The 25,221-nt window shown below is 72.5% G+C and carries 11 protein-coding genes and 1 pseudogene; 11 read left to right on the forward strand and 1 reads right to left on the reverse strand.

Translation table 11 applies throughout. The annotated features are described in order from the left end of the window. A partial coding sequence (locus IE94_RS36425) for a hypothetical protein (protein WP_037924317.1) occupies positions 1-330 on the reverse strand: 330 nt, incomplete at its 3' end. A 2,098-nt stretch (positions 331-2,428) separates the two neighbouring features. Here IE94_RS36425 and IE94_RS0132790 point away from each other — a divergent pair. The 11 genes and pseudogenes from IE94_RS0132790 to IE94_RS0132840 all read left to right on the forward strand — a co-directional run. Continuing rightward, a complete protein-coding gene (locus IE94_RS0132790) occupies positions 2,429-5,344 on the forward strand; it encodes a sensor histidine kinase (protein WP_167343995.1) in 2,916 nt (971 codons plus the stop codon). Continuing rightward, on the forward strand, positions 5,341-5,775 hold the full coding sequence (locus IE94_RS0132795; RefSeq protein ID WP_051777822.1) for a roadblock/LC7 domain-containing protein: 435 nt from the start codon (positions 5,341-5,343) through the stop codon (positions 5,773-5,775). The genes IE94_RS0132790 and IE94_RS0132795 overlap by 4 nt, the downstream gene beginning before the upstream one ends. Beyond that, positions 5,772-6,143 (forward strand): DUF742 domain-containing protein, encoded by a 372-nt coding sequence (locus IE94_RS0132800; protein ID WP_030191686.1) that lies wholly within the window; start codon positions 5,772-5,774, stop codon positions 6,141-6,143. The genes IE94_RS0132795 and IE94_RS0132800 overlap by 4 nt, the downstream gene beginning before the upstream one ends. A 148-nt stretch (positions 6,144-6,291) precedes the next feature. Then, positions 6,292-6,900: a GTP-binding protein gene (locus IE94_RS0132805; RefSeq protein WP_037924319.1), complete on the forward strand. Its 609-nt coding sequence runs from the start codon at positions 6,292-6,294 to the stop codon at positions 6,898-6,900. Between the two features lie 1,189 nt (positions 6,901-8,089). Beyond that, complete coding sequence (locus IE94_RS0132810; protein ID WP_078606661.1) at positions 8,090-12,100, forward strand: non-ribosomal peptide synthetase; 4,011 nt, start codon at positions 8,090-8,092, stop codon at positions 12,098-12,100. Continuing rightward, entirely contained in the window at positions 12,097-21,273 is a 9,177-nt protein-coding gene (locus IE94_RS0132815) for a non-ribosomal peptide synthetase (RefSeq protein ID WP_030191690.1), read from the forward strand. The genes IE94_RS0132810 and IE94_RS0132815 overlap by 4 nt, the downstream gene beginning before the upstream one ends. Positions 21,274-21,281: 8 nt before the next feature. Further along, positions 21,282-22,367 (forward strand): GSCFA domain-containing protein, encoded by a 1,086-nt coding sequence (locus tag IE94_RS0132820; RefSeq protein WP_030191692.1) that lies wholly within the window; start codon positions 21,282-21,284, stop codon positions 22,365-22,367. Continuing rightward, positions 22,309-23,007, forward strand: a complete 699-nt coding sequence (locus IE94_RS0132825) for a hypothetical protein (RefSeq protein WP_030191693.1) — start codon at positions 22,309-22,311, stop codon at positions 23,005-23,007. Before IE94_RS0132820 ends, IE94_RS0132825 begins: the two co-directional genes overlap by 59 nt. Positions 23,008-23,051: 44 nt before the next feature. After that, positions 23,052-23,936, forward strand: a complete 885-nt coding sequence (locus tag IE94_RS0132830) for a TauD/TfdA dioxygenase family protein (protein WP_030191694.1) — start codon at positions 23,052-23,054, stop codon at positions 23,934-23,936. A 41-nt stretch (positions 23,937-23,977) separates the two neighbouring features. Further along, positions 23,978-24,739 carry a hypothetical protein gene (locus IE94_RS39665; RefSeq protein ID WP_051777826.1) on the forward strand — a complete coding sequence of 254 codons (762 nt, stop codon included), beginning with the start codon at positions 23,978-23,980 and terminating at the stop codon, positions 24,737-24,739. 169 nt (positions 24,740-24,908) lie between these two features. Then, a pseudogene (locus IE94_RS0132840) lies at positions 24,909-25,221 on the forward strand (phytoene/squalene synthetase); the annotation flags it as partial.

Below are 25,221 nucleotides of genomic sequence, written 5' to 3' on the forward strand. Positions count from 1 at the left end.
GGCGATCTGGATGGACGTCTTCACCCGCCCCTCGGCGATATCGTCCAACTGCTTCGCGAACTCGACGACATAATTCCTGCCCCCGTCGTCGGTCACCATACGCGTCGCACGCACATAACGCCCGGCGATCTCCGACGGAAGAGCCCGGCCCGACGCCGCGACCGACTCCTCCAGCAGACCCGACAACCTGTGCAGCCGCGCCGAAAAATCCTTGTAAGCCAGGTGACTCTGATAACTCTGATAGGCAAGATCCTCATTGGCCTGCGGCATACGCTCACCAACGACCATGAAAAAGAGAGCATTCGCCCAGTCAGGCACCTCGATCGCCATGACGGATCAGCACTCCCCCGACGCGACCCCGACCACCTCACGCACACCATGCCTGGCGCCATGCATCACTGCAGGCGGCGCTTCTACGTTCTGCACCGCGGTGCCGACCGTTTCACAGGCGTCTTCCCGGGGGCCCTGCGAAAAGCCGTCGTTCGCCTGCAACGTGAGTGAGTTGCCACCGGCGACGAGCCTCGGTGAGATGCCCACCCCTGATACGCCCTCATCGTTGGACCCGTAACGAGGCCTCAGCCGCTCGGACAACGAGTCCCACCATCCGACGTCGTCACAGGCACGGGACTGACCCTGGTGAGACGGCGTCACCCGATCCTCGAGTACCGAGGCGTCCCGCTCAACGGAACTCTCGGCGCGGCACTCGCTGTCGGCCGTCGAGTCCGACCACCGCTCTCGATTCCGCCCCACGTGGATCTCCTCAAGTGTGATCCTGGTTCCGCCGCACGAAAAACGACCCGCAAAGCGCAACCGCCAACGAACCCGCCCGGTCAGGTTCGAACCTCGTGGGAGGCGCGGCTGATACGAAGCCCCGCTGCCCCATGGGCGTCAGTCAGAGCAATCCGTGTGGTCGCCGGGTCCGTGGTGACCACCCGAATCTAACGCACATATGTATGAGACGTTAACCCCCTGTTAAAAATTGAAGCGGATTGCTGGAGACTCGCTCCCGTGAACGGTTGAGTCATGGCATGCCCCTCCTCCTACCCCGTGAACTGCGCAAACGGCGACAACACCCCACCCCGCCGGACCGGATCACCGGCCCGATCCGAGCCAGGCCCGCCCCGCGGAACCGGCTCAGGGCCGACGGCGGTCAACTGACGGCGGAGGTATCCGTACCAGGCGCGGACGAAGGCGGCGTTCACCGCCGCGTCGAGTCCGGCGGTCACGATGAAGGGTGGGCGGCAGGCCGGAGAGGTCCGTCGCACGCGCGGGTGCGGCGCACGGCGGCACCTCGTCGCCGTCGGCACGGTTCCGAGGACCAGGCTCCTGGCCGGGATGTCGACCTCGGGTAACTCAGCGCCTGAAACAGCGGCGGCGGACGGGCTGGAGCCTCCGGTCGCCGGCTGGTGGTCGACAGAGGCGACGACACTCAGCGCTCGGCTGCCGCACCCCCATCGAGTACGAGCCGCTCTCCGACAACGACACCATCCCGGCCGCCAGTCAGTCACCGAGACTGGAGCCCAAACGGTGGGGCCGGGTCAAGGCGTCTCCAACCCTGCAGCAGTCCCGAGGCACGGCGCCCGCATCTGGCTTGCGGGAGAGAGAGGCCGAGCCCCACGTCTGTTCGGGCACATTGCGCGGATGGCCCTCGAGACCCTCGTCCGCTGGCTCCGCCGCATCCTGGACCGGTAGCGGCGCGCCCCCTTTACGCACCGCGGCGGCGGCTCGTCCGGGATCAGGGAACGGGCGTGCGGAACACGCACCGCCTCGTCCTCGCTCCCGCCGTCCGGGTCCTCGTCCCGGGCCGTTCCAATCGTGTCGAACCCGCGCCGCGGGCGCCGTTGTGCCGGGCGTCCAGCGCGCCTGCCGCGAAGTCCGCGCGCTCGCGGTGCCGCCACGGAAGGCCATCTGGGGGCGGGGCGTCCCGGTTCGGCCGACCGGCCACGCCCGGAACCTTGCGGACGGCCGTCCACGCCGAGCAGGGAAGCAACGTGCCGACGGTTCGGTCGTCGTCTCCGGCCCCCACGGTGGTGCACACGTTGGTATGCATGCCTACCGCGTCATGAGGTCGCGGAATCGGGAGAGGCCTGCTGACCACGGCTGTGCCGTGTCCGTCCCGACCGCGCTGTCCCGCTTCCTCCCGTCGCCTCGCAGATGGGTCGGCCACCACGCTGGATGACGACTCCCCCAGTGCGCGCCCACATGTGTTGCTCGTCGTCGACCAGGAGCACCTCTGAGGTTTACCCCCTGGTCCATTGACATTAACTGACGCGCTTTTAGTATTGGCGCGACGTGTACGCCTTCACAGCGTGTCGACACCTGTGATCTCGGCGGCATGTGTGTGCTCTGCCCTGAACACATGCCGCGTCGTCCCCTCATCTCGTCGTCGGTGGTCGCAAGTCCACGCATACTTCAGGCAGGCCTCTTCATGAAACACCGCGGCTGGTCCATACGCCGTAAGTTCACCGCGATGCTGGCGCTGCCGTTGGCGTCCTTGGCTGTGGTGTGTGGCTACGCTGCCTACCTCTCGCTGGGTAACGCCCTCACACTCCTGCACGTCGACACCATCGGAAACCACCTCGCGGCGCCGCTGGGGCGCACGCTGGTTGCCGTACAGCACGAGCGGCGGGAGGCGGCCGTGGCCGTCACGACGTCGGACGAATCGGTCAGCCTCGCGGCCAGCCGAAAGGCCACCGATGCCGCGCTCGCCGCCTTCCTGGAGGAAGCGCACCGAGACGAGGTGCGCGGCGCCGAGAACGACAAGGTGCGCAAGGGAGTCGACGGAGCGGAGAAGTCCCTTGCAGGGTTGCCTTCGATCCGCGAGGGCGTCGACGGCAAGAAGTTGGCGACGGACAAGGTCCTCGCCTCGTACACGGCTGTCACGCAGAGCATCGGCGAGGCATTGCGCGCCATGACGGTCCTGCCCGACGAGGACGCGCAGGAGTTCGGACAGGCGCTGTACGCACAGGTACCGGCAGGCGACCTGCTCTCCCAGGAAGACGCGCTGATCTCCGCCGTAGCCGCGGCGCCGCGCGACGGAATGAACCCGTCCGTCTACCGGACCCTGGTCCAGTACATCGGAGCCCAGCGGCTGCTCAACGAGGAGGCGGTCACGCGACTGCCGGCCCCACAGCGATCGCCGTTCCTCGAACTCGCGGCCCCGGGCGGCTCCATGACTCGGGTCACCGCCCTGGAGGACTCCCTCATCCAGGCGGGCCCGAAGGCGAAGCGGCTGCCGTTCCCCATCGCGTCCTGGCGCGCCGCCTACGATGCCACCGACAAGGTGACCAGCAACACCGCCCTGGAGTACATCTCACTGGTCTTCACCCGGACCGGACCGCCCGCCCACCGTGCTCTGGCCGAACTCGTCGTGGCCGCTCTGCTGGGACTGGTTTCCTTGATCGTGTCGTCGGTGATGTCGGTCCGGATGGTCCGCTCGCTGCTCGGCGACATCGGGCGACTCAAGGCGTCCTCGCACAACCTCACGGAAGACAGGCTGCGTGACGTCGTGGGCAGACTGCGCCGTGGCGAAACCGTGGACGTGGCGACCGGTACGACCCGGCCGGTGTTCGTCAACCCCGAAATGGCCGAACTGGGAGCGGCGTTCGAGGCACTCCAGAGCACCGCGGTCGAACTGGCGCAGGAGGACGTCCGCCTGCATCAGGGCATCAGCCAGCTCTTCGTCAACCTGTCCCGCCGCAGCCAGGTCCTCATCAACCGACAACTCAGCATGCTGGACGTCATGGAGCGCCACGAGGAGGACGCCAACACCCTCGACCGGCTCTTCGAACTCGACCAGCTCGCCACGCGGATGCGCCGCTACGCCGAAGGCCTGCTCATCGTCTCGGGCGCCGCCCCGGGGCGCTACTGGCGGCATCCGGTGCCCGCCGTGGACGTCATCAGGGGAGGTGTGGCAGAGACGGAGCAGTACGCCCGCGTCGTGGTGCTGCCGGTGCCCGAGATCGGCATTCAGGGACGTGCCGCCGCGGATGTCATCCACCTCATCGCGGAGCTGGTGGAGAACGCCGAGATGTTCTCCCCCTCGGACAGCGAGGTCCGTGTCAGCGCCGGCATGGCCGCCAGCGGTCTGGTCGTCGAGATCGACGACCGCGGGCTCGGCATGCCGCCCCAGGAGCTGGCGGCGGCGAACGAACGCCTCAACGCGCCACTCGACGTGACCACCGTGGACAGCACGCGTCTGGGTCTGATCACCGTGGGCCGGCTGGCGCGGCGGCACCACATCGAGGTGGTCCTGCGGCGTTCCCCGTACGGTGGCGTGAACGCCGTCGTGCTCATCCCCGACGACCTGTTGGAGTGGGCCCCCTCGGGCGAGGGCGAGAACACCTCACGGACCGCCGAAGGGCAACAGGCGCAGGCTCCGGGCACGTCCGGGGAACCATCGACGGGTCGGGACGCACACCCTGGACCGACCGCCGGCACCCTGGCGCCCCTGGAGATCCGTACTGCCGTCGGCGGATCCGGAGACCCCACCGCGGCCCCCGGTATGCGGCGAGCCGACGGAAGCGGACATGCGCACCCCACGCAGGGGCGCCCACGACGGACCCCTTCCGTGGCCGTACCGGCGGCGGCACCGTCGCAGGGACGAACCGAGCCGCCCCACGACGCCACCGCTTCCGCGCCGGATCCCGCCTTCCCCATGGACGGTCGATTCGCCACACCTGCGAACGGGCGGCACCCCGCGGGCGCTCCCGACCCGATGGGAGGCATGTCCCATCTCCCCGCCGGCCCCGGTCATGGTCCGGTCGTGCCCGCCGGTGCGCCGCACAACCCGGGGCCGGCCGGAGCGCCGACGGCGTCGGCCCAGGCACTTCCGGCCGCCATGCCGGGTCCGGACGACTCCATCGACGGGCTGCCCCGCCGCATCCCCCAAGCCAGTCTCACCGACGACGGCGCCGACGGATCCGGCCTCGCCGTCAGGCGCCTGATGGACTGGGACCCATCGGGCCACGAGATGCGCTCCGGGACCGGGCGCGTTCCGGCACCCCGCGACGGGGCGGCTCCGGATCCGTATACCGGCCACTCATCCGCACCGGCATCCGGGCCGCCGGCGGCCGCTTCCCCCACGGCCGCTCCCTGGACCCGCTCCGCCGCGCCGGGAGAACCCTGGCCGACCGCGCACACCGGTGGGGCGGTCGGTCGCCCGGACCAGGTGCGCTCCATGATGTCGGCACTGCAGGCCGGCGCGGCCCGCGCCCGGGTGGCGCAGGCGGACGCCCACACGCAGCTCGTGCGGTCGCAGGAGGGTGCCGTCGGCACCGCTGGTCGCGAGCCCGTCCCGGCTCCTCTCCCCCATCCGGACTACAGAATGCGCGGTGGACAATGACGGACACAGAACTGTCGGAGACGCGGAACCAGCTCGACTGGCTCCTGAGCGACATGGTGCGCAACGTACCCGAGGTCGGCCATGCCGTCCTGCTGTCGACGGACGGCCTGCCGCTCGGTGCCTCGGACGCGCTCGATCGCGACCAGGCAGAGCGTCTGTCCGCCGTCGCCTCCGGGTTCCACAGCCTCGCCAAGGGCGCGGGCCGGCACTTCGGGGGCGGCGGCGTACTGCAGACCATGGTCGAGATGGAGGGAGGATTCCTCTTCGTGTGCGCCGCGGGGGACAACGCCTGCCTGTGCGTGCTCACACGTCAGGGCGCGGACATCGGCGTCGTGGCGTACGAGATGGCCATGCTCGTCAGACGGCTCGGCTTCCACATGTCGGTCGGCTCCCGCGACACCCCGGTGGTAGGCAGCGGCGGAGCGGGATGAGTGCTGCGCACGAATGGTCCTACGAGACCGACGGGCCTGTCGTACGACCGTACGCCATGGTGCGCGGGAGAACGCGCAACGAGGGCTACTGGTTCGACCTGGTGGCCTTCGTGGTGGCGGCTGTCGACTCCCTCGACCTCCGTCTGGGCATCCAGCCCGAACACCGCGCGATCCTACGGATCTGTCAAGTCCCGTGTCCGGTGGGAGAGGTGGCGTCGCGCATGAACCTGCCCGTGGGAGTGGTCCGGGTCCTGCTCGGGGACCTGCACACGGCACAGGCCATACATGTGCGGGAGCCCACCTGTCGGACGGGCCGTCCCAGCATTCGCGTGATCAGGGAAGTCCTCGACGGACTGCGCGAGCTGTGACGCACAGCGCGGTTCGCGGTGCCACGCAACCGGACCTCCCCCGACGGCCTCGGCGGCCTTCGGCGGGCGGCACCGGCGCGTGCGTCACCGGCACGACGGACCACACGTCGCGTGAGGCATCGAACGGAAACGGAAAGGCACGCTCGCAATGTCATCCACACCACGCCCCGGTGCACCCGCCGCACCGGGCGACCTGCTGCCCGAGGCGGCGAAGATCCTGGTCGCCGGTGGTTTCGGGGCAGGAAAGAGCACGCTGGTCTCCGCCATCAGCGAGATCGTCCCGTTCCACACGGAGGAGGTTCTCACCCGCTCCAGCATGGGGGTGGACGACCTCGCGGGAGTGGAGGGGAAAGGAACCACCACGGTGGCTCTGGACTTCGGCCGGATCACCATTCACAACCGGCTTGCCCTGTTCCTCTTCGGCACCCCGGGGCAGGGCCGCTTCTCGTTCATGTGGGACGAGCTGGCCGCCGGGGCGCTCTGCGCGATCGTACTGGCCGACACCCGCAGACTCTCCGACTGCTTCCCGGCCGTCGACTACTTCGAACGCCGCGGGCTCCCCTTCGTGGTCGCGGTCAACTGCTTCGAGGGCGCCCGCAGTTACCCGCCCGACACGGTCCGCCGAGCACTGACCCTGCAACCGGAGGTGCCGGTCATGCTCTGCGACGCGCGCCTGCGCACGTCGGTCAAGGACGTCCTGGTGAAGGCAGTGGATCACGTCCTGCTGCTGGAGACGGAACGTTCTGCGCACGCCTGAGGCCGTTGCGGTCAGGGCCACCACCCGCTCCTCACCAGACGTCCTGTGGAGGCATCCGGCTCTCCCGCGCGGCCGTCCAGGAACAGCGCGGTACCCGGCCCGTGTCCGCCGAGCGGGGACAGCCGACACGGCTCCGGGCTGGGCGTCTTCCACTGGGGAAGTGCCCGGCGCGCCGCTTCGCGGAGGCGGCGGGCTCCCCGGGAGGAGGGCGCCGACCGCGGCCACTGACGTGCGGACGGCGGCCACGGCGGGCTCGACGGACGGACCGAAGGGGGTCCGAGGCGTCCGGGCCACCCGCGACGGTGACGACGGCGTGAACACGACACGGCTCAAGCCGCCAGCGTGATGCCATTGACCGTGCCCTGGAAGAGGGTGATCTTTTGGGGAATCGAAGATGCACGCTCCAGCTGACAACGATGTCGGAACTGTCCCTGCGGCATGTTGTCCCGTCTGCATCGGAGTCGTCCTGTGCGCACCACCGTGGACGGACGCTACGACGTGTGGCTGGCGGACGCGGACCGGCCGGTCGGCCTCACGGTGAGCGCCCCCACCACCGCCACGGGTCGCTGTCCGTTCCCGCGGGTCCTCCGGCGCAAGGTCCTCTCGCTCGACCGGCATCGCTGCCGGCTCGGGGCTCGGCTGCTTGCCGCCCAGAAATCGAGATCAGTGGTACACACCTGTGGCGCAACAATGGGCTATGACTCGGGACTTCGTCGCTATCGGCACTCCGTTCACCATCAGCACGGTGCACCGGAACTCCCAAGCCGTAGGCTTGCTCGAAAACGCAACGAGGTCTCGTTCTCCGTCGCCAGTCGCCAGTCGCAAACCGTGCAGCAACCAAAGAAACAGGAGCATCCCGGCGATTACGGTCCGCGAGATGGAAAGCGCGGGATCATGAACAACTGCGGACGCCGCGCATGCCCGCTCGGAGCCTCACTCCCGCAGCACCCGCACCTCGCCTTCACCGCTCGCGGCGGCATTTCACACCTGTCACACCCAAGGTGTTGACATCACTTCCACACCTGACTGATGATCACCCCTGTCTCGCGGGTTTCCATGAGGCTTCCGGCCGTCGGCGAACCGGCCTGATCATCCGGTCGACCGGCACGTTCTGGTAATTGCATCTTCCTTTACCCGAGGCACCTTTCTCCCATTGCCTCAGCGTCCCTTCTCGATATCGCTCTCCGTCATGTCCAACGCTTTCCGAGCGCTGGGCACTCTGCGGCGCCATCTCGACAGGAAGGCCAGGCCCTTGCCCGTGCAGCACACCCTCCCCACGGTCCGTCCCGCCTCCTTCGCGCAGCAACGTCTGTGGTTCCTGGCACAGCTGCCGGGCGCCAACGCGGCGTACAACGAGACCATCGCCTACTCCCTGCGGGGCCCTGTCGACCGTGCCGGACTGGCACGCGCCTTCGACATGCTGACGGATCGTCATGAGAGCCTGCGTACCCGGTTGGTGGCCGAGGCGGGCGGCGTGCGGCAGCACATCGACCCGCCGGGAGGGGGCTTCGCCCTCGCCTACGAGGACCTCACGGGCGCCGACGACCCCTCCGCCCGCCTCGCGGCCCGGCAGCGGGAGGAGCACACCGAACCGTTCGATCTCGAGGCCGGGCCCCTTGGTCGCGGCCGTCTGCTGCGCCTGGGCGCCGAGAGCCACGCGCTGCTCCTCACGTTCCACCACAGCATCTACGACGGCTCCTCGATGAACGTGATGATGCGCGAGCTCGGCCTTGCCTACCAGGCGCTGGTCGACGGCGGACCCGATCCGTTGCCCACGCCGGCGACGCAGTACACCGATCACGCCCAGGCCCAGCGGCGGGCCGTGCTCGACGGCTCGCTCGCGGAGCAGGAGGCGTACTGGAAAAGGGCGCTGCAGGACGCGCCGCCCGCTCTCGAACTACCCATCGACGGTCCGCGGCCGGCCGAGCAGGACTACGCCGGTGGGCGCGTGGAGTTCGGTCTCGACGCCGACACGACGGCCGCCCTGCGACGTCTCGCCCGCAGGCACGGCGCCACCCTGTTCGTGGCGGTCCTGACCGGTTGGGCCGTGCTGCTGTCGCGGCTGTCGGGACAGCAGGACATCGTTGTCGGAACCCCGGTCACCGGCCGGCGCGGCGCCGGAGCCGCCGATGTCATCGGTTTCTTCGTCAACTCACTGCCCCTGCGCATCGACCTGTCCGCGGCTCCCTCCGGGTCCGAGGCCCTCGCCCGCACCCGCGCCGTCGTCCGCGAGGCGCTCGCTCATCAGGACGTGCCCTTCGAGCGCATCGTCGAACAGGTCAACCCGCCGCGCAGCGCCTCACGCACCCCGTTGTTCCAGACCATGCTGGCCTGGGTCCCGGACCGGGCCGACATGCTGCGCATACCCGGGATCGAGGCCCGACCGCTCCCGATCTCCACGGCCTCCGCCAGGTTCGACCTCACCCTGTCGGTCTCCGAGTCCGAGGGGAGGGTCACCGGACACCTCGACTACGCGACCGCGCTCGTCGACCACGCCACCGCCCGGCGCTGGTCCGACCACCTGGGGCGGCTGCTGAGCGACCTCGCCCGGCACCCGGACCGGGACATACTCGACCTGGAACTCATGGGGCCCGACGAACGGACCCGGATGATCCTCTCGGGCGACGCCACGGCGCTCGTACCGTCCACCCCCTCCGCCGCCTTCCTGCGCAGGGCCGACGGCCTCGCCTCACTCTTCGAGTTCCAGGCCCGCCGGCATCCCACCCGCACCGCGGTCGCCGACCGGGACGACACCGTGGACTACGCCACCCTCGACGACCGCGCCAACCGGCTCGCGCACGCCCTCACCGCCCGCGGCGTGCGGCCGGGCGACACGGTGGGGCTGCATGCACGCCGCACCTGCCGGCTGGCCGTCGGCATCCTGGGCATCCTCAAAGCGGGCGGCGTCTACGTCCCGTTCGACCCCCAGCAGCCAACGGACCGCCTCGCGGACATGGCCGAGGACGCCTCCTGCTCCCTGGTCCTGAGCGACCACGGCCCGCACGGCCGGCCCGCCGACTGGCTCGACCTCGCCGCCGTCGAGGGCGAGGGAACCACGGGCGGGCACCCGCCGCCCGGCATCACACACGCCGCCGACCGGACCGCCTACGTGATCTTCACCTCCGGATCCACCGGACGACCCAAGGGCGTCGCCGTCGAGCACCGCAGTGTCCTCAACCTCTTCGCGACGTGGCACGAGCGCATGGGTACCGCCCCCGGCTACATCGGTTCCGCCTGGTCCAGCATCGGCTTCGACGCCTCCGTCCACGAACTGCTGATGCCCCTGACCACGGGCGGCGCCGTGCACATCGTTCCCGAGGAGCTGCGCGGTGACCCGGCCGCGCTGCTGGGCTGGATGCGTGAGCGGCGGGTCAGCCAGGCCTTCCTGCCGCCCGCCTATGTCAGGTGGATCGACGAGGATCCCGCCGTCCGACTGCGGGACCTGCCTCTGCGCGCACTGGCGACCGGCGTGGAGTCCCTCACCGAGGCCACCCTGCACCGCATGACGCAGCACCTGCCCGGCCTGCGAATCTGCTTCGGGTACGGTCCCACCGAAGCGACCCTGTACAGCACCGCCTACTACACCCCGCGCCCGCTGGAACGCCCCTGCCCCATCGGCAGACCGCTGCCCGGCACCCGCCTGTACATCCTCGACAGCCGCATGCGGCCCGTGCCGCCCGGTGTCGTGGGCGAGATCCATCTGGGCGGCGCGTCCCTGGCCCGCGGCTACGTAGGCCGTCCCGATCTCACCGCGGAACGCTTCCTGCCGGACCCGTTCGTGCCCGGCGAACGCGTCTACCGCACGGGGGACCTCGCCCGCTGGGACCAGGACGGCCAGGCGCACTACGCGGGCCGCGCCGACGACCAGGTCAAGCTGCGCGGGTTCCGTGTCGAACCCGCCGAGACCGAGGCCGCGCTCATGGCCCTGCCCGGTGTCCGCGAGGCCGTCGTCCTCGCCGACCGGGACCCGGCGGGGCAGCTCCGGCTGGTCGCGGCCGTCGGTGGAACGGGCTCGGTCCTGGGCGACGACCTGCGGGCCGCGCTGGCCCGGCGACTGCCCGATTACCTGATCCCCATCGTGATCCTCGGCCTGGAGAGCATCCCGCTCAACCACAACGGCAAGGCCGACCGGGCGGAACTGCTGCGGCTCGTGCACGAGCACACCACCGCCCGGGTCAATACCGCCAGCTCGCGCGACCACGTGGAACACACCCTGTACCGGATCTGGCAACGTGTGCTGCTGCACCCCGACATAGGTGTGAGCGACAACTTCTTCGACATCGGCGGCACCTCCCTGTCGGCCATCAAGATGGCCCACGAGGTCACCGAGTCCTTCGGCAGGCACCTGCCCGTCGCCGAGGTCATGGTGCGGCCCACGATCGAGTCGCTCGCCGCGCTGCTGCGCGAGGGCGGCCAGCACCAGGCGTCGGGCAGCGTCGTCGAGTTCCGCGGCGGCAACGGCCCGCGGGTGGTGTGCGTCCACCCCGCCGGCGGCACCGCCTTCTGCTACCTGCCGCTGGCCTCCTTCCTGCCCGGACACGTCGCGCTCCACGGCATCCAGTCGCCGGGAGTGAACCCCGACGAGGACGTCCTGCCCACGGTCGAGGCCATGGCGCAGACGTACCTGCGCATGCTCGGACCGCTCGGCGACGGCCCGGTCGTGCTGACCGGGCTGTCCTACGGAGGCGTCGTCGCCCACGAGATGGGGCGGCTGCTCGCTCGGGCCGGACGCCGCGACGTGGGCGTCGTCCTCCTCGACACCCAGGCCAGCGACGACCCCCTGGCCCGCGAGGAGATCACCGCGGTCGACGCGGCCGAGTTCCGCGACAAGCTCGTGAGGTTCAACGGGATGTACCCCGGGATCGACGACGCCCAGGTCGACCGCTACTTCCGGATCTACAACCACAACCGGCTCACCGCGCGCGACCACGTCCCGGCCCCCTCCCCGGTCCGGCTGGTGCTCGCCCAGGCCGTGCCCGGCGGCACGGAGACCGCCGCGCACGCCGAGGTCCGCGACTTCTGGCGGCGTCGTGCCCTGGACGCGTTCCGTGTCGAGACGTTGAAGTGCGACCACTGGGAGATCCTGGAGGGCGGCGAGGCGGCCCGCGTCGGCGCCCTGCTCACCTCCGAACTGGCCCACCTCTCGGCCGAGTCCGGCGCCACTGCCCCTCCGGCCGCCCGCGTGCGGGAGGGAGAATGACCCTGCCCTCCCCGTCCGCCGCGCCGAGTGCGCTCGCCGACGCCGTCCTCGCCCAGGCCCGCCGCACCCCGGGCGCCACGGCCGTGGAGGACGGCACCCGCGCCCTCGACTACGCCGAGCTGGACCTGCTCAGTGCCCGGGTGGCCGAGCGTCTCCGGGCCCGTGGGGTGCGCCCCGGACACGCCGTCGCCGTCGCTCTGCCCCGTTCCTGGCAGCTGATCTGCGTCATGCTGGGCATCCGCCGCGCCGGAGCCGCCGTCGTCCCCCTGGACCGGCTGAGCCCGCCCGAACGACAGCACCACATCCTCACCGACTGCGGTGCCGTCACCGTGATCCGCGACGATCACGGCACACCGGCGGGCCTGCGACCGGGCACGCTGCTCGATCCGCCGGAGCCGGCCGGCCCGCCCATCCCTGCCGACGGCCCTCCCACCCTCGTCCCGGGCAACGACACCGGCACCGGCTTCGTCTTCTACACCTCTGGCAGCACCGGGCGCCCCAAGGGGGTCGAGATCACCGACACGGGTGTACTGCGGCTGGCCCGCCCCGGCTACATCCGGCTGTGGCCCGGCGCCCGTTACGCCTGCCTGTCCAACCCCGCCTTCGACGCGATCAGCTTCGAGATCTGGACCCCTCTGCTCACCGGCGGCACCTGCCTGGTCCTCGACGACGCCGAGGTGCACAGCCCGGACCGGCTCGCCCGGACACTGCGCGCCCGCCGTGCCGACACACTGTTCATCACGGCCGCCCTGTTCAACGCGGTCGTCGAGAAGGTCCCCGGGTGCTTCGCCGACGCGGCCCAGGTCCTCGTCGGCGGCGATCGGCTCAACGTGCCGCTGATACGCCACTGGTACGACGCCAACCCGGCCTCGCGCACCGTCCTGCACAACGCGTACGGCCCGACCGAGGCAACCACGTTCGCCCTGTGCCACCCCATACCGCGGGACTTCTCCGGCGACACGATCCCCATCGGCACCGTCCTGTCCGGCACCGGCATGCTCCTGCTCGACGAGGGCGGAAGGCGTGCCGAGCCGGGCGACGTCGCCGAACTCCTGCTGTCCGGTCAGGCGTTGGCACGCGGCTACCGGAACCTGCCGGAGCAGACCGCGCGGGCCTTCGTCGAGCTGCCCGACGAACACGGCCGCCCCGGCCGCTGGTACCGCACCGGCGACCTCGTCCGGCAGGACGCCGAGGGCCTGGTGAGCTACGTCGGCCGGGCCGACCGGCAGGTCAAGGTGCGCGGGTTCCGTATCGAACCCGGTGAGGTGGAACGGCAGCTCCTGGTCCATCCCGCCGTCCGCCGGGCCCACGTCTGCACCCTGCGCGACCCGTCGGGACACAACGAGCTGCTGGCCTTTCTCGTCCTGGGTGACGACCTCGGCCTCGACGCCTACGAACGTCATCTCGCCGCGACCCTGCCGACGTACATGCGCCCGCACCGCACCCATCTCGTTCGCGAACTCCCGCTGACCGCCAACGGCAAGGTCGACCAGGCCGCCCTGGTGCGCGACGCCGGGCCGGCATGGACCCGCGCCCGCACCGGCGAGCGCGAGGCTCCCGTCGGCAGCCGGTACCGGCTGGTCCTGGAACTCGCGCAGGAGATCCTCCAGGTCACCGGTCTGCGCCCCGACGACCGCTGGATCGCCAACGGCGGGGACTCGCTGAAGGCCCTGCGGTTCCGCTTCGAGATCCTGGAACGCCACGGCGTCGACCTGCCGCAGGACCTCGTGCTGCGCGCCGACTTCGCCGCACTCGCCGAAGCGGTCCACTCCCCGGACCCCGCAGCAGGCGGCCACCCGCCCGTTCCGGCCGCCTCCGGTGTCACGGACGCGCCGGCCACCGGTGAGCAGGAACGCCTCTGGCTCCTCCACCAGCGCGACCCGGACGACCGCTCCTACGACGTCCCCCTCGTCCTCGACGTCGAGGGCGCCGTCGACGTCCGGGGCCTGCGCCGTGCGGCCCGCGCGCTCGTCGAGCGGCACCCGGCGCTGCGCACCCGGCTCGTGCCCGCCCCCGACGGGCTGCGGCAGCGGATCGAGCCGCCGTACGACCCCTGGGAGGAGACCGAAGCAGGGGCGGAGGAGGACTGGCGAGAGACCGCCGGCCGCTTCCTCGCCCGGCGTTTCGACCTGACCGGCCACCGCATGCTGCGGATGGCCTGGGTCCCGCGTCCGAACGGCGGGCTGCTCCTGCTCCACCTGCACCACGTGGCCGTGGACGGCTGGTCCCTCAACCTCCTCTTCCGCGACCTGAGCGAAGCCTGCGCCGAAGAGGGAGACCGTCCGGCCCCCGCCGTCACCCCGCTCGACTTCGCCCGCTGGCAGCGTGCCTGGCACGCGGCGCCGACCTACGGGCACCGCCTGGCCGGTCTGCGCGCCCACTACGGCCGTGCGCCCGAGGCGTCGCCCGTTCTGCCCGTCCCGACGGGACCGTCCCCGCGGCGGGCGCGGCTGCTGCGGACCTCGCTGGACCCGGCCGGATGCGCGGCGGTGGACCGCCGGGCGGCGGAACTCGGCCTGACCAGGTTCCAGCTCCTGGTGTCCGCGTTCGCCGCGAGCGTGTACGGCGTGACCGGGCAGAGCCGTCCGCTGATCGCCACCCCCGTGGCGGGCCGGCCCCGGCCGGAGTTCGCCGAGACCGTCGGCATGTTCGCCAACACCGTGCTCCTCGGCCTCGTCGCGCGCCCGGAGGATTCCCTGGGGGCCCATCTCGCCGCGCACGCCGAGACCGTGCGAACCGTCCTGGAGGGGCAGGACGTCGCGCTCTCCGACGTCCTCGGCGAGCCCGCCCTGCGCGAACGCACCCCGCTGTTCGACTACCTCTTCGTCCTGGAGAACACACGGTTCGAGACGGTGCGCCTGGACGGGTGCGCGGTCCGGCCCAGGTGGCCCGACCCCCTGGGCGCCAAGTGCGCCCTGGCGCTGTCCGTCGTCGAGCACGAGGGCGGCTTCGACTGCCTGTGGGAGTACCGCGACGACATCGGCGCCGACCGCGCCGCGGACGCCGCCCGGCTCTTCGGCCAGATCCTGGACCGTCTGACCACGGACCGCGACATCCCCCTCGGGGACCTCGTCACCCCCTACCGCACGGCCCTGCACGACCCCGGCCGCGGCTCCACCCCGGATCCCGACTTCCCGACCGTGGCCGAGGGCTTCGCCCGGCAGGTGGCCCGCACCCCCGGCGCCCCGGCCGTCACCGACGGCGGGATCAGCCTGACCTACGCCGAACTCGACGCGCAGGCGAACCATCTGGCCGCCGTCCTGAGCGACGGCCTGCCCGCCGACCCCGCCGCGCCGGCGTCCGTGGCGCTCTACCTCGAGCCCTCCGTCGAGCACGTCGTGGCCGTCCTCGCCGCCGCCCGCCTCAACCTCACCGTCGTCCCGCTCGACCCCTCCTACCCGCCGCCGCTGCTGCGCCAGGTCCTCGCCCAGGCGGACCCGCTGTGCGTACTGGCCGCCCCCGGCGACCTCGGCGTCCTCGACGCCCTGGCCGCGCCCGGCCTGGCCCGCCACCCCCTCGTCCTCGCCGACGCCCCGCGGGCCGCACCGGTCCCCCCGCGTCCGGCGCTCCGCCCGCTCTACACCCTGTTCACCTCCGGCTCGACCGGCACCCCCAAGGGCGTCCAGGTCCCCGACGGGACACTGTGCAACCTGCTCACCTGGCAGCGCGCCGAGGGCGGCCTGGCACGGCCTGCCGTCACCCAGCAGTTCTCCATGCTGTCGTTCGACGTCTCCTTCCAGGAGATCCTCACCACCCTGTGCTCGGGAGGCCTGCTCCGCCTGGTCGAGCCCGCCTGGCGGCACGACGTCCCGGCCCTGCTGGACCAGTTGGACAGCGGTGGGGCGGAGCGGATCTTCCTGCCGTACGTGGCCCTGCAGCTCCTCGCCGAGCACGGCGTACGCACCGGTCGGTTCCCGTCCCGGCTGCGCGAAGTGGTGACGGCGGGCGAGCAGTTGGTGTGTACCGGCGTGATCAGAAGCTGGTTCGCCGGTCTGCCCGGTGCCCGTCTGTTCAACCACTACGGTCCCACCGAGACGCATGTCGTCAGCGCCCTGTGCCTGAAGGGCGACCCGGCCGCCTGGCCCGACCGGCCCGCCATCGGACGGCCGGTGTCGCACGCCGTACTGCGGGTGGTCGACGAGGGCGGGCTGCCCGTCCCGCCGGGCGTCACCGGAGAACTGCTGATCGGCGGGCGGATGGCCGGACGCTGCTACCTGGGCGACCCGGCCGCCCATCACGACCGGTTCGTCGACGATCCCGGCCTCGGGACCCTCTACCGCACCGGCGACCTGGCCCGCTTCGACCGGGAGGGCCTGCTGCACTACGCGGGCCGCGACGACGGCCAGGTCAAACTCGGCGGCCACCGGCTCGAACTGGGGCAGGTCGAGGCCGCGCTGCTGCGCTTCCCCGGGGTCGCGGGCGCGGTCGCGTCCGTCACGGACGGCCGGCTCACGGCATCCCTGGAGTGCCGGGGCGACGACCCCGACCCGGCCCAGCTGGCCGCCCACCTCGCCCGTCTGCTGCCCGCCCAGGTGCGCGTCGCCCGGTTCCGGCGTCTGGGCGGGCTGCCCCGCACCCCGAGCGGAAAGCTGGACCGCAGGGCGGCCCTCACCGCGCCGGGCCACGAACTGCGGACCGCGGGAGGCACCGGGGACGGCCTCAGCCCCCTGGAACGCAGGCTGGCCGACCTGTTCGAGGCCGTCACCGGCAAGGCGGTCGCCGCCGACCAGAGGTTCTTCGAGGCGGGCGCCACCAGCCTGGATCTGATGCGATTCCAGTTGAGGTGTTCCGGAGAGGGCGACCTCCCCTTCGACGTCCCCGATCTGTTCGAACACGTCACCCCCCGCGCACTGGCCGGGCTCCTGGACGGCCGCGCGCGGACCTCCGGGCCCGGCCCGGGGCCCGCCCCCGCCCGGGCCGAGGAACCCGTCGCCGTCGTCGGCATGGCCGTACGGTTGCCGGGCGCGCCGGACCTCGCCGCGTTCTGGGACCTGGTCACCTCGGGGCGGCGCGGCATCGAGCACTTCCCCGCACCGGACGAAAGGGTCGGGGCCCGCAGCCAGATGGCGGGGCTGCTCGCCTTCGACCCGGACCGGTTCACCATCAGCCCGCAGGAGGCGCGGCTGATGGACCCGCAGCAACGCCATCTGCTGATGAACTGCGTCGAGGCGCTCGCCCACGCCGGGCTCGCCGACCCCGGCGCCCGGCGCGTGGGCCTGGTCGCCTCCTGCGGTGAGAACACCTACTTCCGACGGATGCTGCGCGAGGCCGACCCGGACGCCCTGCCCGACTCCTTCCGGATGGCGCTGCACCAGGAGAAGGACTTCCTCGCCACCAAGGCCGCCTACCATCTGGGGCTCACCGGACCGGCGTTCACGCTCCAGTCCGCCTGCTCCAGCTCGCTCGCCGGCGTCCACGTGGCGGCGGGCATGCTGCGGCAGGGTGACGCCGACGTGATGCTCGTCGGCGGCGTCCTGGTCGACACCGAACTCACCGGCGGATACACCTACCGGCCTCAGCACATCTTCTCCCCGGACGGTCACTGCCGGCCCTTCAGCGCGGACGCCGGGGGAACCGTGGGCGGCAGCGGCGCGGGAGTGGTCGTACTCAAGCCGCTGTCCGCGGCCCGCCGGGACGGGGACACCGTGTACGCCGTCATCACCGGCTCCGGCCTCAACAACGACGGTCACAACAAGCTCGGTTACAGCGCCCCTTCGGTGGCCGGCCAGCGGGCCGTGATCCGTGCCGCGCTGCTCCGCAGTGGCCGCGACGCCCGCGACCTCGGGTACATCGAGGCGCACGGCACCGGCACCCGGCTCGGCGACCCCGTGGAGGCGGCGGCGCTGCGGCAGGCGTACGGCCTCGCGGACGACGCCCGGGTGGCGCTGTCCTCGGTGAAGAGCCAGATCGGTCACCTGGGCGCCGCGGCGGGGGTCGTCGGCCTGGTGCGGGCGGTGCTCGCCGTGCACCACGGGATCGTCCCGCCGACGGCCGACTTCGACCGGCTCAACCCGGAGATCGACGACGGACCCTTCCGGGTCCCGGTCACGGCCGAGCCCTGGCCGGCGGGCCGGCCGCGCGTGGCCGCCGTGAGCAGCTTCGGCATCGGCGGCACCAACGCGCATCTGGTGCTGGAACAGCCGGGCCCGGCCCCAGCGCCGGATACGGCTCAGCCGCTGCCCTGCCTGCCGCTGTCCGGCGGTTCCCCTGCCTCGGTGCGCTCCGACGCGACGCGTGTCGCCGCCTATCTCACGGCGCACCCCGAGGCCTACCCCCAGGTCCTGCGCCACCTCCAGGCCGGCCGGCCCGCGCTCGCGCACCGCGCCGGGGCGGTCTGCCCGGACGTCGCCTCGGCCGTCGCGTGGCTGGGCTCCGCCTTCGACATCGCGGTCCCAGCCCCGCGCGGCCCGGTGCCCGCGGCGGGCGGCGATCCGCACGCGCTCACCGGGGCCTGGACGGGCGGCCACACCATCGACTGGTCCCCCGGGCCGGCGCCCGCTCCCTGGGACTTCCCGCCGCCCGCTTTCGACACCACCGACCACGACTTCCCTCGCGGTCGCGCCACGACGGGCGCCGTCCCGGCCGACGGCCCCTCGCGCCCCGCCCGGCTGCCCGCCGCCCGTTGGCTGCACCAGCCGCTGTGGACCCGGCTGCGCCGCGCCCGCACCGGCACATACGAGCCGCGGCGCACCGCCGTGGTGGTCACCGACGCCGACGCGGACACGGCCGCCGCGCAGTGGCGCTTCCTCAAGGACCACTACGCCCGGCTGATCGTCGTGCGCGCCGGCCCTTCCCGCGCGGCCCTGACCCGCCTCGGTGAGGACCGTTACGAGGCCGATCCCGCCGACGCCGGACAGCTCGCCGCTCTGCTGGACATGCCGGCGGTGCGGTCCGCCGACGGCGTCGACTGGCTGCACACCCTGCCGCTGTCGCTGGGCGACGTCCTCGACGAACACGCCCTGGAAGCGGCCCAGTGGGCGTGCCTGGACACGGTGGCCGCGCTCGCCCGCGCCCTGGCCGACGTCCCCGGCGTCCGGCGCCCCCGTGTCCGGCTGCTGTCCCACGGCGCCCAGCCGGTGACCGGCACCGTCCGCGTCCCGGGCGCCGGCCTGCTCGCCGCCGCACTCGAGGTGCCCCGGCAGGAACTGGGCGTCCAACTGCACTGGACCGACCTGCCCAGCCCCCGACCGGCCGACTGGGCGGCGCACCTGCCCGACCTGCTGCTCGACGAGACCCTCACCGCACCCGAGAGCGCACTGCGCGACGGCTTCTGGTGGCACCGCGTCCCGCAGCCCGTGGACGCGCACACGCCGGACCCCGGCCCGCGGGTGACCCCGGGGACGCATCTGGTGCTCGGTGGAACCGGCGGCATCGGCAGCACCCTGGCCGCCCGCCTCCTCCTCCAGCATCCCGGAAACCGGGTCGTCCTCGTCGCCCGCGGCGCCGGGACACCGCCCGTGCTCCGACCCCACCTGGACCGCCTCACCCTGGTCCGGGCCGACCTGGCCTCGGACGACCCGACCCGGGTCGCGGCCCGGCTCGCCCCGCACCTGGCACGGCTCACCGGGATCGTGCACGCCGTCGGAACGGCCGCCGGCGTCCTCCTCGCCCGCCGCGACCGAGCCGCCGCCCGGCGCGCCACGGCGGCCAAGCTGCGCGGTGTCCTGCTCGTCGAACGGCTCATCGCCGAACACGGCCCGGACTACGCCGTCTACTGCTCGTCGATGGCGGCCCGCTTCGGCGGGGTAGGCCAGTTCGACTACGCGGCGGCCAACGCCTGCCTGGACGCCCTCGCCCACTACACGCCCCCCGGCCCGGTCCAGGCCACCGCGCGCACCAGCATCGGCTGGGACGCCTGGCGGGAGGTCGGCATGGCGCAGCACGCGCGGATCTCCGACACCCGCCACCAGGACCACCTGGCGGTGGCACTGACTCCCGACGACGGGGCGGACGTGTTCGAGCGTGCCCTGCGCCTGCGCCTGCCCCACCTCATGGTCAGCACCACGCCCCTGGACGGGGCGCACCGCTTCTACGAACCGGAGGCGGCACCGGCGTTCGCCGCGGGGCCGGCCGGCCTCCCGCGCCGGGCCGGCACGGAGCGGGCCGCCCGCCGCGGGCCACGCACCGGGGAGTCGACCGCGGGCGCCGAGCCGACCACCGCGGCACCGGCCGCGACCGTGCCGTGCGACCTCGTCGCCGAACTGGCCGAGATCACGCGGCACCTGCTGGGCGTAGACGCGATCGACCCGCAGGCCGCGCTCTACGACCTGGGCACCGACTCGCTCACCCTGCTGGACCTCCTCGAGGAGGTGAAACGCCGCTACGCCACCGACATCGACCTCTCCCGGCTCAGCCACCGGGTGAGTCTCGCGGAGATCGCCGGGCACCTGCACACCGCCGCGACCGGCTCCGCCACCGTGGAGGTGGAGGTGTGGCAGCGCGGCACGGGCCGTGACGTGCTGTGCCTGGTCCACCCGGTCGGCGGCGACATCCAGGCCTACCGGCCGCTGGCCGCCGCCCTGTCCGCCGACCTGACCCTGTGTCTGATTCCCGATCCCCGGCTGCGCGACCCGGGCCTGCCCGCCCCCTCCATCGCCGAGCGCGCCGCCCAGTACCTGGAGGCCGTACGGGCGGCGGTCCCCGGCTGCGGCCGCCGGCTGCGCCTGGCGGGCTGGTCCTTCGGAGCCTGGGTCGCGCTGTCCATGGCCGCGGTGGCCGAGGAGGCCGGCGACCCGGCCGGCTCGCTCCACCTCCTGGACCCGCCCGCGCCCGGCGCCGGCGGCCTGTACGCCGCCTACGACGAGGAGCGGGTGGCCGCGGTGTTCGCCCGCGAGCTGAGCGGCAACGGCGCCGACCGGCTCACGGCCGCCGGCCGGGCCTACGCCGAACGCCTCGCGCACTGCTGCCGGGCCAACCTCACCGCGATGGCCGGGCACCGTCTGCCTGGGCTCACACGCACCCCCGCCACCCTGTGGCTGGCCGATCGCCCCGTCCCGGACCGCCTCCTGGCACCCGCCCCGGCCGCGCCGGACGCCTGGAACGCGCACCTGGCCCCGCCGTACACCGTGCGCCACGTCGACGCCGACCACTACGGGCTGTTCGCCCAGCCCCACGTGCGGTCCCTCGCCGCCTCACTGGCCGCGGCCGAGGCCCCCGCGCCCACCGGAAGCTGAGGAGCGCCGTGTCCCACCCCTATACCCGCCTGCCCGCACGGTCGTTCTGGCGCACCGCCGTCGCCGAACCCGATCCGGCGGACATCACCGATCTGTGGACACCGAAGTTCACCATCTCCGCCGACGCCCGGGTCGTCACCTCCGGGTCCTGCTTCGCCGCCCGCATCGGACGCGCTCTGCTGAAGGAGGGGATGCACTGGTACGACGCGGAACTCCCACCGCCGGGCCTGAGCGCCGCCGAGCAGGCGGCCCGCGGCTACCGCCGCTTCTCCTTCCGGACCGGCAACGTCTACACCGCGGCGGGGCTGCGCCAGTGGGTCGCCTGGGCGCTCGGCGTGGAGGAGCCGCCACAGGAGGTGTGGGAGGACGGCGGAGCCTTCCACGATCCCTACCGGCCCTCCGTGGAACCGGAGGGTTTCGCCTCCCGCAAGGACCTGCTGGCGGCCCGCGAGGTCACTCTGGCGGCCATCCGTACCGCGCTCGCCCGGGCCGACGTGCTCGTCTTCACCCTCGGCCTGACCGAGGCCTGGCACGACTCCGCGACGGGCACGGTGCTGCCGACGTGCCCGGGCACCGTCCGGGGCACCTTCGATCCCTCCCGGCACGTGCTGCACCGGCACACGGTGGCCCGGGTCGTCGACGACCTGACGGCCGTCCTGACTCTGGCTCGCGGTGTCAACCCCCGGCTGCGCACGATCCTCACGGTCTCCCCGGTTCCGCTGACGGCGACCGCCACCGGCCGCCACGTCCTGGTCGCCACCACCCACTCCAAGTCGGTGCTGCGCGCGGCGGCCGGCCAGCTCGCGGACTCCTCGGAAGACATCGACTACTTCCCGTCGTACGAGATCGTCACGGGCTTCCCGTACCGGGCTGCCTTCTTCGAACCGAACCTGCGCACGGTCACCCCCGACGGGGTGGCCTTCGTGATGCGGCACTTCTTCCGGGCCCTGCGGCCCGGGGCCGGCCAGGTGGCGTGCTCGTCCGCGCCCGCGTCGGCCCCGACCATCCCTGTCACCGGCGGAGAGGACCACTGGTGTGACGACGCGGTGCTCGACTACTACAACCCCGGCGCCCCGCTTCCTCCTGCTCGGTGACTCCCACGCCGGATGCGTCGGGCGCGCCGCGCGGGACGCCGCTCTGCCGTTCGTGGGCGGGCCGGTCGGCTCCGGGCGGGACTTCCTCGGGCCGTTCTTCGACGTCGACGACCGCGCGCTCACCTTCCGGGACGCGCACGCGCAGCGGCTGTTCCGGGAGTTCCTGGACACCCTGGAGGTCACCGGGCTCGGCGGGCTCGAGGTGCCGCTCGTGTGCACCTTCGGACTGAGCGCCCACACCCTGGCCACCCGACAGAACTGGGACATCCACCGCGACCGGCGCGGCACCGTGCCCGGCGCCTTCCTGCGCAGCGCACTGTTCACCGACCTCGTGCGGGCGAACGTGCGCGGCGCGCTCGCCTTCTACGAACACACGGCCGCCCACGGACTGCGGGTCCTGGCCCCGCTGCCGCCACAGCGCGTCCCGGGCATGTCCGACCCCGACGTCTTCTTCGCCGTCCAGGACGTGGTCGGCACCGAACTCGCCCGGCGCGGCGTCGAGATCGTCGACCTGCGCGACCGGGTGACCGACGCCCGGGGACACCAGCGGGACGTCTTCTGCCAGCAGGACGACACGATCCACGGCAACGACGCCTTCGGCCGCCTCGTGGTGGCCGAACTCCTCGACCACGGGCTCTGAACCCCGCCCGGCCCCGGCCCCCACGTCCCACCAGGAGGTATCCCATGGAGAACGAGAACCACGTGCTGCGAGCCCTGGAGCGGCTCACGACGCGCCCCGCCAGGTCCTACGACACCCTCACCCTCACACCGCTCACCCCGGTGCTGGGCGCCGAGGTCACCGGCCTCGACCTCTCCCGCGAACTGACCCCCCAGCAGGAGAAGGAGCTCAAGCACGCCTTCCAGACCCACCACGTCCTCGTATTCCGCGACCAGGACCTGACCTGCGAGGATCACAAGCGGTTCGCGGGCGTCCTCGGCGAACTCCACCCGGTCGCCCTCGCCGCCGAGGATTCCGACCCGCACATCCTGGAGATCAGGGCCGACAAGGACTCCACAGCCGTGGCCGGCAACGGCTGGCACTCCGACGGCACCGCCGACGCCGAGCCCTCCCTCGGCTCCGCGCTGTACATCACCACTGTTCCCGAGGGCGGCAGCGGCGGCGACACCCTGTTCGCCAACATGCACCTCGCCTACGACGTGCTCTCCCCCACCCTGCGCGGCTTCCTGGACGGCCTGAGCGCGCTCCACGACGGCGCCAAGCCCTGGACGGACGCCGGGCTGACCCCTCCCCCGGAGTACGACGTGCCGCGCACCGTACAGCCCGTCGTCGTACGACACCCGGAGAACGGCCGCAAGCTGCTCTTCGTCAACGCCCCCTACACCTCGCACATCACCCAGCTGTCCCGCGCCGAGTCCGACGCCCTGCTGGCGATGCTGTACGCACACGTCGCGCAGACCCCGTTCCTGCACTGCCGCGTCCGCTGGCAGGAGCGCACCCTCGTGCTCTGGGACAACCGCAGCGTCCAGCACCACGCCGTGTGGGACTACTTCCCACACACCCGCGAGGGGCGCCGCGTCGCCATCGACGGCAGCCGTCTGCGGAGCTGACCGGAGCCGACCAGGTCCTGCGACGAAAGCGAAGGTGCCTCGTGACCACGACCGCCGACCGTGACGCGTTCCGCGCCGCGCTGCGTGCCCGGGCCGCCGAACCGCCGGGGCCCGGCACGGCGGGCGGGGCGGCCCCGCCCGCCTGGGCGTGGCACCTCGTGACCGTCCTGCACGAGCTGTTGCCGACCGACGTCGCGGACGACTGGGTGGACCGGCTGCACACGGTCCTCACCGAACACCGCGTGCCCCGTGGCCTGAACGCCGTCCACCGCTGGCAGGCCGACACGGTCCTGCCGTTGCTCGCCCGCACGAGCCATGCCCGGGACAACGCCGCGGTCACCGTGCTGAGTGACCTTCACACGTCGGCGGGCCGGGGCGCGCCGGCGGGCCGTGACGCATGGCGCGCGGCACTCGCCCCCGTCCTCCTGCGCCTGCACGACGCGGCCTACGACCGGACGAGCGCGTACACCCAGTCCCACACTGGTGCCCGTGACTTCGCTCTGGCCAACGGCTACTCGGCAGCGGACGCCGACGCCTACGGGCACGAGTACGCGCACCTGAGCAACGAGGTCAACGCGCGTGCCTTCGCCCAGTCGCACGCGCTGGCGCTCGGCGAGGCCCTGTCGGTCGCGTACGCGACCGACGGTGACCGGGCCTATGCGCAGACGTGGCCGGGCGCGCAGGCCCGTGCGGTCGTACGGGCCTGCGCGGGATCCGCGCCGACGGACGGCGCCGCCGCTGCCGCCGCTGCTGCCGTCGGCCTGGCGGACGGTCTGCTCACGGCACTGCGGCCCCGCGGGTGACACGACCACGCCGGTCCGCTCCCCTTCTGCCGATGGCCGGTAGCCCTTCGCATCTGCCACGCTGTCACCGGCCGGGTCTCCCCACCCGGGCGGTGACGGCCGTGGCCGCGGTGGCCGGACCGCCTCCCCTCGGTCCTCGGACCGGCCCGCGTCCGCCTACGATCGGCCCGTGAGCAAGTGGAGCAGGAGCCTGACCGCGGCCGGTGTCACAGCTGCCGGGGACCGCCGGGACTACGACGCACAGCGGCGGCTGGTGGCGCGCTTCCGCCCGACCTCCTACCTGGCCGTCCGTCTGCTGCTGCCACCTCCGCTGCTGCCGCACGTCGTCGCAATGACGGCCGTGATGCACCACGGCGACAACCTCCTGGACACCGGCCCGCGGGCGCGGCGCGAGGCGGCCTGGGCGCACTGGGAGCGCCGGGTGCGCGACGGGCTGACCACGGGCACGAGTGACGACCCGCTGATCCGCGCGCTGGTGCGCA

Source organism: Streptomyces violaceorubidus (genome assembly GCF_000717995.1).
Lineage (GTDB): Bacteria > Actinomycetota > Actinomycetes > Streptomycetales > Streptomycetaceae > Streptomyces > Streptomyces violaceorubidus.